Genomic DNA, 12,981 nt, shown 5'->3' with positions numbered 1-12,981 from the left:
ATGATTCATTTTGTAGAAACCATGTCCACAGAACGCCAAGAATCCCGGAGGGATGATTCATTTTGTAGAAACCATGTCCACAGAACGCCAAAAATACCGGAGGGATGATTCATTTTGTAGAAACCATGTCCACAGAACGCCAAGAATCCCGGAGGGATGATTCATTTTGTAGAAACCATGTCCACAGAACGCCAAAAATACCGGGGGAATGATTCATCGTGTAGATACAAAAATACCGGCAGAAGGCTAGCTTTCAAGTCGGGATCAGCTTACAACGCGTACCACCGAATCAGCAAACCACCCAGAATAGCTCCGATAATCGGCCCCACAATCGGCACCCAGGCATAGCCCCAATCCGACGAGCCTTTTCCTGGAATGGGCAACAGGGTGTGCGCGATCCGGGGTCCCAGGTCACGGGCGGGGTTGATGGCGTAGCCGGTGGTACCGCCCAGCGAAAGGCCAATGCTCCAGACCAGTACGCCCACCAAATACGGACCTAAACCGATGGCGATGGTGCCGAGGGCTTTGGCGGAAATCCCGGCAATACCGATGATGAGCGCCAGCGTGCCGAGGGCTTCACTGATGACATTCCCCAGGGGATGCCGAATGGCCGGATCGGTGGAAAAAACCGCCAGCTTGGCCCCCGGATCGGGCGTGGCCGCCCAGTGGGGTAAATACTGAAGCCAAACCAGCACCGCACCCAGAAATGCGCCGATGAGCTGTGCCGGAATATAGGTCGCCATCTTGCTGAAATCACCGGTGGCCACGGCGAAAGCCACGGTAACGGCCGGATTCAGGTGCCCGTCGATGCTGCCGAATGCCTTGGCAACGAACACGCCCATCGTGACGGCAAACGCCCAGCCGGTGGTGATGACAATCCAGCCGGAGGATTCACCCTTGGTTTTCTTCAGGACAACGTTGGCAACCACACCGTCGCCCAATAAAATTAAGATCATGGTTCCAACCAGTTCACCAAGGAAGGGAGAAAGCTGCATACAAAAAAGGATGGGTTTAGGAGTAAGGTGATAAACCTTATAAGTCAATAAAATATTTGTTCTGTCATAAAGCCGCCAATATACAGGAATTTTGTATTGAAACAGGCACTAACTGACTATTCAATTTATGAAGTAATTATACAGTAACTGTATATTTCTGAGGGGGCTTCCGTTAACTTTGCGTTTTCTTTTTTTACCTATGCAACTTTCCGCGCTTACCGCAGTATCCCCCCTCGATGGCCGTTACCGCCGTCAAATTGAATCGCTGGCTCCGTATTTTTCCGAATGGGGCCTCATTCGTTACCGCATTCGGATTGAGATCGAATACTTTATCGAACTCTGCGAACTGCCGCTGCCCCAGTTGAAGGACGTCGATCATGCGGTTTTTCCAACATTACGGGCATTGTACGAGACTTTTTCGGAAGCGGATGCGCTGCGGGTGAAAGAAATTGAACGCGAAACCAACCACGACGTCAAAGCCGTCGAGTATTTCATCAAGGAAAAACTCGCCGATCTGAATATCTCCGACCACCTGGAATTCATTCACTTTGGCCTGACGTCGCAGGACATCAACAATACCGCCACGCCCCTCCTGCTGAGTGACGCGCTGGAAACCGAAATTGAGCCGCAATACCGGGAAGTGTTCATGAAGTTGCAGGAACTGGCGGAGAAATGGAAAAGCATTCCGATGCTGGCCCGCACCCACGGTCAGCCAGCCTCGCCGACCCGGCTGGGGAAGGAATTGCTGGTTTTTTGTGAGCGGATCGAAAAGCAGCTTTTCATGCTGTCGTCCATTCCGGTATCGGCCAAATTTGGAGGAGCCACCGGCAATTTCAATGCGCATTGTGTCGCCTACCCGACCATTGACTGGAAGTCGTTTGGTGATGATTTTGTGGAAAAACTGGGGCTGGAGCGCAGTCAGCACACCACCCAGATCGAGCATTACGACATGCTGGCGGCTACGCTCGACGCCTTCAAACGGCTGAATACGATTCTGATCGATCTGAACCGCGACATGTGGGCCTACATTTCGATGAACTACTTCAAGCAGCAGATCAAAGCGGGGGAAGTGGGCTCGTCGGCGATGCCGCACAAAGTTAATCCGATCGATTTTGAAAATTCGGAAGGAAATCTGGGAATTGCCAATGCGGTTTTTGAACACCTCTCGGCCAAACTGCCGATTTCACGCCTGCAACGTGACCTGACCGACTCGACGGTTTTGCGGAATCTCGGCGTTCCGTTCGCGCATTCGCTGATTGCCTTGAAATCGCTGTTGAAAGGACTGGGAAAACTGCAATTGAACGAAGCCGCCATCCACGCCGATCTGGAAGAGAACTGGGCCGTAGTGGCCGAAGGCATCCAAACCATTCTCCGGCGCGAAGGCTATCCCAAACCGTATGAAGCCCTGAAGGATTTAACCCGGACCAATGAAAAAATCACGGCGGACACCATCGCGCGGTTTATCGACGGACTAAATGTGGCAGAAAACGTAAAAACGGAATTACGGGCGATAACGCCGTATAGTTATACGGGGATTTAAACCCTGACAGCGCCGGGCCGTCGATACGGCTGAAAGCCCTGTCAGCGGTTTGTGATTGGCCCTATTCAACCGCTGACAGGGCTTTCAGCCGTATCGACGGCCCGGCGCTGTCAGGGTTTGCTCAATTCCGTGGCCCGGAACTGGGCGGCTTTGATGCCCGCGATGAGTGTATCCGACAAACCGCCTTCTTCAAATCGTTTCAGGGCTGCTTCCGTCGTGCCGCCTTTGGAGGCAACGGCTTTGATCAACTCGTCCAGGGATTTATCGGCGGTATTGATCAGATGAAAAGCGCCAAGCATGGTTTGTTTCACCAGCAGCGAAGCCACCGAATCGTCGAAGCCCATTTGTTTTCCGGCTTCAATCATGGCTTTTACGAGGTAGTAAAAATATGCCGGGCCGCTGCCGCTGAGGGCTGTAACGGCGTCGAGTAAGGCTTCATCTTCCAGAAAAATGGATCGGCCCGTGGCGTTGATCAGGTTCTCGACTTTCCGCAGGTTGCTCAGATCCACTTCTTTGGCCGCCGTAAAACCGGTAATGCCCATGCCCAGCATCGCGGGCGTGTTGGGCATGGCACGGATCACCAGCCGGTGGTTCAGTTTTTCCTGAATGGTTGCAATCGGAATGCCCGCCATAATCGACAGCACGACTTGCTGCGGCCGGATGGTCTCCCGGAGCGCTTCCTGCAAACTGTTAAAATCCTGGGGCTTGACAGATAAAATAATCAGATCGACCTCAGAAACCCGCGAACTGATGGTATCGACCACCACACCGGCCTTCTCCGCTTTTAAGGCTTCGGAACGTTCTGCGCTTTTCTCGACGAGCAGTAAATCTTCTTTTTTTACTAAATCATACTGCAAAAAAGACTTGGCAAAGGCCATGCCCATGTTGCCGCAACCGACGATCGCAATCTTCATAATTAATGAGTTTACGGTTTACGGTTTACAGTTTTCGGTGGCTGACGCATTCTTACCTGTGCGTGCGTCAGCCACCGAAAACTGTAAACCGTAAACCGTCCGTTATTTATCCAGAATACTTCCCAGCTTTTGCACCAGTGCTTCGCCCCGCAGGTTTTTGGCGATGATTTTTCCTTCTTTATCCAGCAGGTAGGTGGTGGGAATGACCTGAACCGAATACTGCTGAGCAACTGCCGAACTACCATTTTTCTTGCCCAGCACGTTGGTCCAGACCATGCCATCGGCTTCGATGGCTTTCAGCCAGGCATTCTTATTGTCATCCAGCGAGATGCTGTAGATCTCGAAGCCTTTCTCCTTGTATTTATTGTACATCCGAACCACGTTCGGATTTTCCTGACGACAGGGACCGCACCACGACGCCCAGAAATCGATCAGCACATACTTCCCGCGCAACGAGGACAGGCTCACCACCTGACCTTTGGTGTCTTCCAGGGTGATGTCCGGTGCCATCGCTCCTTCTACCACGGCGACCTGCGTGGCCTGGGCGGCCATTTCGCTTTTGGCCATCGTTACGAAGTTGATGAAGGCTTTGGCCTGCTTACCGGTCAGATTGGCTTTCTGCATCTGATCCGCCAGGGCTTCGTAGAGGGGAAAATGCTCTTTCGGATCCAGGTATTTGAGCGCAATCATGGCGACACTGGACGTTCCCATTTGCGGAATCAGCGCCTTGATGGTGTCGATGACCTGTTTGTTGGTCGCCATCACTTCCCGATCAATCGCTTCGCCTTTTTTGAGGTCATTTTTTTCGGCAGCCGCAGCCGCCTGCTTCTGCCACTCTTTGGATTTTTTCAGCATCATGGCATCAATGGCCACGATTTTGGGATAAAAATCCATGTTAACTGAGCCTTTTACCAGAAGCTTGTCTTTGTTTTTCAGATCGGCCGTCACGGTCAGGTTTTCTCCTCCTTCCACCAGCAAGCTCGTGAATTGCTCGTTAGCCAGGTTCAGCTTGTAAAAACTTCCGCCGTTTGTCTCGTTGCCTTTCAGCGAAAAGCCTCCGCTGGCGTCGATCTGGGTCGAGTCAATCCGCTTCGATACTTTTTCGTTCGTTTCCAAATAGGCTTTGCTGCCCGGTTTGGCATTTTGAACGGTACCCGTTACCGTAAATTCTTTCCCGGCAGTTTGGGCAAAAGCCGCCAGTGGCAGGGCTAAACCGACTAAAACGACGAATCCGATCCGATTTTTTTTCATTTTACCTGTACGTTATAACGGAGAAGACAACGATTTTTGAAGCAACTCATTGGTCAGTTTGGGGTCCGCGCTGCCTTTCGACTTTTTCATCACCTCACCCACAAACAAGCCCAGCAACCCTTTTTTACCCTTTTTGTATTCTTTTACTTTATCGGGCCAGGCTGCCAGTACCTCATCTACCAACGCTTGCAACGTATCGGTATTGCTGTTTTGCACCAAATTCTGCTCCTGCGCCACCTGCTCCGGCGATTTCTCCGGGTGCTCGATCAACACCGGGAAAATCCGCTGGCTGGCGGTCGAGAAACTGACTTTCCCCGAATCAACCAATGTAATCAGTTCCGCCAGTTTTTCGGCCGAAAGCGGAAACTGGCCATCCCGCAGCGATTTTTCGGACAACTGGGCTTTCACCGGCCCCATAATCCAGTTGGAAACCGCCTTGTAATTCGTCGTTAACTGACTCACGGCTTCAAAATAATCCGCCAGTTCTTTTACGTCGGCCAGCAGGGCGGCATCATATTCCGGCAAACCGTACTGATTCAGCAATTTATCATGGCGTTCTTTCGGCAAAGCAGGCATGTTGGCGCGGATTTCGGCCAGCCATTCGTCCGACACCACCACCGGACTCAGATCCGGGTCCGGAAAATACCGGTAATCGTTCATGGTTTCTTTCATCCGCATGCCGTGGGTCAGGCCGGTCGTGGCGTCGAACATGCGGGTTTCCTGAACGATGGTGCCGCCGGTTTCGATCGTTTCCACCTGCCGCCGGAACTCGGACTCGATGGCCCGCTGGACGTTGCGGATGGAGTTCATGTTTTTGATCTCGACTTTCGTGCCGAAATCCTCCTCACCCCACAGCCGCACCGAAACGTTGACGTCGCAGCGCAGCGAGCCTTCTTCCATATTACCGTCGCAAATGTCCAGATACCGCACCAGCCGCCGAACTTCCGTCAGGTAGGCTGCCGCTTCTTCTGCACTGCGAATCACGGGGTCGGTCACCATCTCAATCAGGGGCGTTCCGGCGCGGTTATAATCCAGAACCGTATGCCAGTCGCCGTCGTGAATCGACTTGCCGGCGTCTTCTTCTAAATGAATGTGATGCAGAAAAACCGTCTTTTCAACCGGCTGACCGTCGGTATCTTTGAATTTTACCGGAACGCCCCCCCCCACGCAAATCGGGGTTTTGTCCTGCGAGAGCTGGTAACCTTTCGGCAGGTCGGGATAGAAGTAGTTTTTCCGGGCAAACAGATTGTAGGACGTTATCGCCGACTGACAGGCCAATCCCATCCGAACCGCCAGTTCGACGGCTTTGCGGTTGAGTTTGGGCAAGGTGCCCGGATACCCCAGTGTAATGACGCTGATGTTGGTATTGGGGTCGCTGCCAAACTGATTGGAATCGGCGGCAAAGATTTTCGTCGCCGTCAGGAGCTGGCAGTGAACTTCCAGACCAATCACCAGCTCGTAATTGGCCAGCACCGCAGCGGATACCGTCTTTTCAGCCGTTTCAGAAACCATGAAGCTATGTTGTGGTAAGATTTATGGTTTTCAGTTTACAGTTTACGGTTTACGGTGGCTGGCGCGTCCGAATCGTGCGTCAGCCACCATAAACCGCAAACCGAATTCCGTAACCCGTTACGCTGCAAAGATACGGTTTAAATCTCATTTCACTATTCAGGGGACTACTTGTAAAAAACCGCTTTTTGTTGAACAATTCCGATACAAACGATCATTATAAAAACAACTTTTTCAATCCCTATTTGGCACTAATGTATTGTATACAAATAAGTTATAAATTTATTATCGAAATATTATGAATGCCATAAAAGCAGTTTGCCAATTATTGATTTGCACTTTGTCCATTTATCAAAACATAATACAACCATGAAAAGGAAAATTTACAAGCACATGAATCTGAAAAAGGCCTTATTGATGCTGGCACTGGCGGGCGGTTTTTGCCTGAATTCGGCACAGGCCCAAACACTGGAAAATCTGCCCCGGACGGCGAAGGAAGATCCGGCCTTGCAGTTGGCGTTTCGGGAAGTGAGTAATCTGAAGTTCCAGATTGAAGTTACCCAGCCGTTCCAGCTTCTTCACGACGCTGTCAGCGTGTTTATTCTCAGCAACGACCGGCAAATTTTATATGCCAACACGTATACTCACCACGCGCTGAAAATCACGACGTTTGATCTTTCTACCTTACAGGATGGAACGTATGGCTTTGAAGTGCGTTCGGGCAGCAAACGGGTGACGCAATTGTTTGATATCAAAACCAAATCGAAGCGGGTAATTCTGGCCCGGAATAACTAGCGTCTGGGGTGCAAAATCGGCTCAATGCAAGACAATTGGGCCGATTTTCACTGCCCGCTCCACCGAAACCGCACGTAGGTCTGGGCCAGCAACGCGATTTTCTTCATGTCCGGCACCCGAATGCGCTCCTCCTGAATCCGGGAAGCGGGAATTTGCTTGATTTTGTTGAACAGCGTCTGGTAGTAGGTATACGCCAGATGAACGCCCATTCGCGCTCCGCGCGGGAGGTTCAGAATACCGGCATAGGCCTCGTCGAAATCCTGCTGAATGTCTTTCTCGATGAGCCGTTTGGCATCTTTCGTAAACTCGCTGAAATTGACGCCCGGAAAATAGACCCGCCCCCGGTCGATGTAATCGTCTTTCAGATCGCGCAGGAAATTGACTTTCTGAAAAGCCGCTCCCAGCTTGCGCGCCGGTTCTTTCAGCCGGTCGAACATCGCCAGGTCGCCTTCGCAGAACACCCGCAGACACATCAACCCCACCACTTCGGCCGAGCCATAAATATATTCCTGATAGCTGTTGTCGGTGTACTTGTTAACATACAGATCCATTTCCATGCTTTTCAGAAAGGCATCGATCAGCTCCCGTTCAATACGGTATTCCCTGACAACCCACTGAAACGAGTGAAGAATCGGGTTCAGGCTGATGCCGTCGGCAATGGCTTCATAGGTATCTTTCTTGAATTTTTCCAGTAAGCATTTCTGGTCGTGGTTGTAAAAAGTGTCCACAATTTCGTCGGCATACCGGACAAAACCGTAAACGGCATAAATCGGAAAATGGAATTTACGGTCCAGGGTTTTAATTCCCAGCGTAAATGAGGTGCTGTAATGTTCGGTGATCAGCTTGCTGCACTCTAACGCGGTTCGGTTGAATAACTCAATCATAAGGGTTCGTTGGTGGGCTGTACCTTTTCAAACAGACGCAGGAACAGCTAGTCGTTCGTATTTTTTTAGTCAAGCTCGTTGCCCGAATTCTTTGGTGACTTCATCCGCCACCACCAATCCGGAAATCAGCGAGGGCGGGACGCCCGGCCCCGGAACAGTCAATTGTCCCGTGTAAAACAGGTTGTCAACCCGTTTGCTCTTCAATCCCGGTTTCAAAATAGCCGTCTGCCTCAGGGTGTTCGCCAGTCCGTAGGCATTGCCCCGGAAGGCATGGTAGTCGGCAATGAAATTGCTGTGGGCGTAACTGCGTTTAAAAACGACGTGATCCCGAATCGTTTCACCCACATACGCTTCCAGCCGGTCCATCACCAGGTTGTAATAGTATTCCCGCGTTTCTTCGGGGTCGTTCAAATCCGGCGCCACCGGAATCAGGATAAACAGATTCTCCATGCCTGCCGGTGCCACACCCGGGTCGGTTTTCGACGGGGCCGAAACGTAAAACAGCGGTTTCGTCGGCCACTGCGGTTTCTCGTAAATTTCGTGGGCATGTAACCCAAAATCTTCATCGAAAAACAGGTTGTGATGTTGTAAACGAGGCACCCGCCGGTCGACACCCAGGTAAAACAGCAATGACGATGGGGCCATCACCCGGCTTTTCCAATACCGGTCGTCGTAATTTCGATATTCAGGCGTCAGTAACTTGCTGTCGACATGCTGATAATCAGCGCCAGCCACCACCACATCGGCCTCGAAGGTTCCCTGGTAGGTTTCAACCTTGTTGGCACTACCATTTGTTACGCTAATTTGTTTGACCGGATGGTTCAATAAAATTTTCACACCTTTCTCCTCAGCCAGCTTCGCCATCGCCTTCACGATCTCGTGCATGCCGCCCATCGGATACCAGGTTCCCATCGAAATTTCGGCATAGTTCATCAGGCTATACATCGCGGGCGTGTTGGCTGGTGTTGCGCCCAGAAACAAAATCGGAAACTCCATCAACTGCAAAAGCCGCTCATTCGTGAAATATTTACGGATGTGGCTGGCAAACGATTGAAACACATCCAGCCGCATCACATCCTGCAACAACTTCAGGCTCATGAATTCCGACACCCGCCGGCTCGGTTTCCAGACAAACTGATTGATCCCGACATCATACTTATAAGCCGCCTGCTCCAGAAATTCGAGCAAGCGACGACTCGCACCCGGTTCCATTTGTTCAAAAACCGCCTGAATATTTTCGACACCTGCGGGCAAATCGACGGCATCATTGGCTCCAAAAACGACCGTATACGACGGATCAAGTCGCACGAGCTTGTAATAATCCGACGGTTTTTTACCAAAATGCCCAAAATACGTTTCGAACACGTCGGGCATCCAATACCAACTCGGCCCCATGTCGAACACAAAACCGTCTTGCTCAAACATCCGGGCGCGACCACCCGCCTGGCTGTTTTTTTCCAGAATCGTAACTTCAAACCCCTTATCGGCCAGACTCGTAGCTGCCGACAAACCGGCAAAACCGGCCCCTATAACAATGACGCGTTTTGACATGTGTGAAAATTTAGCTCCAACCCATCATTAAAGGTCGATGGGGGTAATAAACGCAAAAAAGACGGATTGAAAAATCCGTCTTTCGCTCTAACCAAAAAAGTTAGACGGAAACCATCTAACTTTTCGGAACCTTCCTCTTTTTTAACCAAAAACTACTCAATCAAATGTCTTTTGAGATGTTAGAAGACAGACAAGAGAGTAAAGACCTGTTCTGTTTACTTAATTCCACTAGTCTTTACTCTCTTGTCTATCCTCTTTACTCTAGCTCACGCCTGATACGCGTAAACTTTCAATTTATCTTTCAACTCTTTACGAGCGATGTGGATGCGGTTTTTAACGGTTCCGATGGGAATATCCAGACGGGCGGCAATTTCGTGGTATTTAAAGCCCCGGAAATGCATCATAAACGGTGTCCGGTAAGTATCATCCAGTGCATTGACGGCCCGGTTGATGTCGTCCTGTGCAAAAGACGAATACGCGGTGTTATCGGTGCTACTTTCCATCGAATTGATGTAGTGCAGATTGTCCGTCGTGTCGATGAACGTATTTTTCCGCACCATTCTCTGGTAGTTGGTGATGAACGTATTTTTCATGATGGTATACAACCACGCTTTCAGGTTTGTACCATCCGTATATTTATCGCGGTTCGTAAAAGCCTTCAATAGAGTGTCCTGCAATAAGTCATTTGCATCTTCAACATCCTTCGTCAAACGCAGAGCAAATGGCTTCAGCGACTTTGAAACTTTGCCGATGTTGTAGGTAAATTCAAGTGCTGTCATGATCTATAAGTCGTTTTTTGTTGAATCGTTTCTGTATATCCAGTAGACAACAATGTAACCAAATCTTACTTTTTTTTGATTGACCAGCGACCCACCAACTTAACCACCTTAAATACAGACACTTAAATATACTGAAACGAGCAACCGGGTAACCATGCCAAACGATGTCAAAGAACAGACTGTGGAAAAAATACCACAGTGTGTGGAATCGCGCACCACACTTTGTTTAATCTTTCCCAAAAATAGTTAAACAAAACTTACAAACAAGGTTTTTGTCCACTTTCTCAGCATTTCATTTGAACTAACGGCCGTGGAATTAACCAGTCTGCATGTTGCAACGAAGTTGCAAAAATTGTAGTTTTGCAACTTGAAAGAATTTGTAACATCCTGAAAGTGAACCAAAACCAGCATAGATACTTTCGCATAATACTTTCGTTTCTGTGGGTGTGCATTTTACGCCCCACTTTCGCACAGGACCCCTGCGATTGTTTTATCAAAGGCGTTGTGCTCGACCGCGAAAGCCGCCAGCCCATTCCGGGTGCGGCTGTTTTTATTAAAGAATTGCAGAAAGGAACCGTTACCGATGCCAGCGGTCAGTACCGGATCGAACCGCTGTGTCAGGGAACCTACACGCTGGTCAGCCGCATTCTGGGTTATCAGGAGGTCACCCAATCGGTTGTGCTGGTCCACACCTCGGAGCAAAATGTGCTGCTGACGGAAGACGATATTCATTTGCAGGATGTCAACGTAACCGCACAACGCGCCAACGCCCTCACCAGCCAGACCATCTCGCAACTGGAAGGCAAGGCCCTCTACCAGACCCGTGGCCAGTCGCTGGGCGATGCGCTCCGTACCATGACGGGCGTGACCACCCTCCAAACCGGTTCGTCGATCACCAAGCCCGTTATCCACGGCATGCACAGCAACCGCGTTCTGATTCTCAACAACGGCATCCGGCAGGAGGGCCAGCAGTGGGGGTCGGAACACGCGCCGGAAATCGATCCGTTTGTAGCCAATCGCCTGACCGTGATCAAGGGCGCTGCGGGTGTACGGTTTGGTTCCGACGCCATCGGGGGCGTCATTCTGGTCGAACCGGCCCCTTTACCTACTATTAAAACGGTTCACGGCGAGCTGAATCTGGTGGGCTTTACCAACGGGCGGCAAGGCGTCGCATCGCTGCAAACCGAAGGCGGTTTTGGAAAAGGCTTCGGCTGGCGGGTGCAGGGGACGTTGAAACGGGGTGGTAATGTTCGCACGCCAAATTACTTTCTGGATAATACCGGCATTTCGGAGCAAAACTTCTCCGCGTCGCTGGGATACCGGTCCACCCGGTTTCGGTCTGAGGTGTATTACAGCCGGTTTTCCACCAAACTGGGTATCTTTTCCGGTTCGCACATCGGCAGCCTGACCGACTTGCAAACGGTTCTGGAAAACGGCGAACCGCTGATCAAATCCGGCTTCAGCTACGCCATTCGCCGACCAAATCAGCAGATTTCGCATGATTTACTGAAATGGCGAACCGCCTGGAAACCGGTTTCCAGCGGTGACCTGAGCCTGACCCTGGCCCGGCAGTTTGACGACCGGATGGAATATGATTTGCACCGCCCCAGAAATGATTCCGTGGCCGCTTTGAACCGCCCCGAACTTCGGTTCCGGCTCACCACCTACACCGGCGATCTCGTTTTTGAACACAAACCCGTTGCCAATAAACTGACGGGGAGCCTGGGCGTCAGCGGTTTTTACCAGTATAACATCATGAACGGACGGCCCCTGATTCCGAACTTCCGGACTTACAACGCCGGGCTGTTCTGGATCGAAAAACTGAAAGTCAACCGCTGGGAATACGAAGCCGGGCTGCGTTACGATTACCGGCACATGCAGGTGTTCCGGTACGAAAAACAGGTGCTGGAAAAACCGCTATTTGTATTTCAGAATTTTTCGGGAACGCTGGGCGCGACGTATTCTCTGTCCGACCAGTGGACCACCCGTTTCAACGCCGGAACGTCCTGGCGCTCGCCCAATGTCAGCGAATTGTTCAGCGACGGGGTCCACCACGGCGCAGCCGCTTATGAACTGGGCGACCGCTCGCTGCGGCCCGAGGTGGCTTACAACCTGAATCTGAGCACAGAATACACCGGCAAAAAAGTACAGGCCGAGATTGGTTTTTTCTACAACACCATCCGGAATTATATTTATCTGAAACCGCAGCCCGAACCGATTCTGACCATCCGGGGTGCTTTTCCATCCTTTAAATACACCCAAACCGACGCGCTTTACGCCGGGCTGGACGCCAGTGTTCAGGCGGTTTTGTTGCCTAAACTGAGCGGAACTTCCAAGTTGTCGTTGCTGTATGTGCAGGATTTGGTGCTCGATCAGCCGATTGTAATGACACCGCCCAACCGCTGGGAAAACGGTCTGCGTTACGAAGTAGGCAAGTGGAACAAATTGCAGGAGGTTTTTGTGGGCGTCGGAAATCTATGGGTCGCGCGGCAAAACCGCGTTCCGGAAAACAGCGATTTCCTGCCTCCTCCTCCCGCTTATTCACTCTGGAACCTGACCGCCGGTTTTGCGCTCCCGGTGTTTGCCCATCATCAGATTGATGTAGGCTTCACCGTAACGAATCTGTTCAATACCGTGTACCGCGATTACCTGAACCGGTTTCGGTATTACGCCGACGATCCGGGCCGGAATGCGTCAATGCGGTTAAAATGGAAGTTTTAGAGATTCTGCCCCGTTCCCCTAATTGATTGAAACAAAATAAGG

The 12,981-nt window shown here is 51.0% G+C and carries 10 protein-coding genes; 3 read left to right on the top strand and 7 right to left on the bottom strand.

Annotated features, from left to right (window positions below):
- Positions 1-269: 269 nt before the first annotated feature.
- Complete coding sequence (locus ACO064_RS15285) at positions 270-995, bottom strand: MIP/aquaporin family protein (protein ID WP_421828133.1); 726 nt, start codon at positions 993-995, stop codon at positions 270-272.
- Positions 996-1,194: 199 nt separating this feature from the next.
- Between ACO064_RS15285 and purB the strand changes: the two genes are divergently transcribed.
- The gene (purB, locus tag ACO064_RS15280; protein ID WP_421828132.1) at positions 1,195-2,535 is read left to right on the top strand and encodes an adenylosuccinate lyase; all 1,341 of its coding nucleotides are present in this window, start codon (positions 1,195-1,197) and stop codon (positions 2,533-2,535) included.
- Between the two features lie 110 nt (positions 2,536-2,645).
- Here purB and proC read toward each other — a convergent pair whose 3' ends face one another.
- The 3 genes from proC to gatB form a co-directional block, all read right to left on the bottom strand.
- Positions 2,646-3,449 (bottom strand): pyrroline-5-carboxylate reductase, encoded by an 804-nt coding sequence (proC, locus tag ACO064_RS15275; RefSeq protein ID WP_421828131.1) that lies wholly within the window; start codon positions 3,447-3,449, stop codon positions 2,646-2,648.
- 102 nt (positions 3,450-3,551) lie between these two features.
- Positions 3,552-4,700 (bottom strand): redoxin domain-containing protein, encoded by a 1,149-nt coding sequence (locus tag ACO064_RS15270; RefSeq protein ID WP_421828130.1) that lies wholly within the window; start codon positions 4,698-4,700, stop codon positions 3,552-3,554.
- Between the two features lie 12 nt (positions 4,701-4,712).
- Positions 4,713-6,212 (bottom strand): Asp-tRNA(Asn)/Glu-tRNA(Gln) amidotransferase subunit GatB, encoded by a 1,500-nt coding sequence (gatB, locus tag ACO064_RS15265; protein ID WP_421828129.1) that lies wholly within the window; start codon positions 6,210-6,212, stop codon positions 4,713-4,715.
- A gap of 366 nt (positions 6,213-6,578) precedes the next feature.
- Between gatB and ACO064_RS15260 the strand changes: the two genes are divergently transcribed.
- On the top strand, positions 6,579-7,004 hold the full coding sequence (locus ACO064_RS15260; protein WP_421828128.1) for a hypothetical protein: 426 nt from the start codon (positions 6,579-6,581) through the stop codon (positions 7,002-7,004).
- 47 nt (positions 7,005-7,051) lie between these two features.
- On the opposite strand, the gene ACO064_RS15255 is transcribed toward ACO064_RS15260, so the two are convergent.
- From ACO064_RS15255 to ACO064_RS15245, 3 genes are all read right to left on the bottom strand, one after another.
- A complete protein-coding gene (locus ACO064_RS15255; RefSeq protein ID WP_421828127.1) occupies positions 7,052-7,888 on the bottom strand; it encodes a phytoene/squalene synthase family protein in 837 nt (278 codons plus the stop codon).
- A gap of 69 nt (positions 7,889-7,957) precedes the next feature.
- The gene (locus tag ACO064_RS15250; protein WP_421828126.1) at positions 7,958-9,439 is read right to left on the bottom strand and encodes a phytoene desaturase family protein; all 1,482 of its coding nucleotides are present in this window, start codon (positions 9,437-9,439) and stop codon (positions 7,958-7,960) included.
- 266 nt (positions 9,440-9,705) lie between these two features.
- Positions 9,706-10,218, bottom strand: coding sequence for an RNA polymerase sigma factor (locus tag ACO064_RS15245; RefSeq protein ID WP_114407740.1), 513 nt, complete (start codon positions 10,216-10,218; stop codon positions 9,706-9,708).
- 444 nt (positions 10,219-10,662) lie between these two features.
- On the opposite strand from ACO064_RS15245, the gene ACO064_RS15240 reads away from it, so the two are divergent.
- Positions 10,663-12,939, top strand: coding sequence for a TonB-dependent receptor (locus ACO064_RS15240; RefSeq protein ID WP_421828125.1), 2,277 nt, complete (start codon positions 10,663-10,665; stop codon positions 12,937-12,939).
- Positions 12,940-12,981: the final 42 nt, after the last annotated feature.

This window comes from Larkinella sp., assembly GCF_965227735.1.
GTDB lineage: Bacteria > Bacteroidota > Bacteroidia > Cytophagales > Spirosomataceae > Larkinella.
The sequence above is the reverse complement of the archived record's forward strand: the minus strand, read 5'-3'. Positions and strand labels throughout refer to the sequence as shown.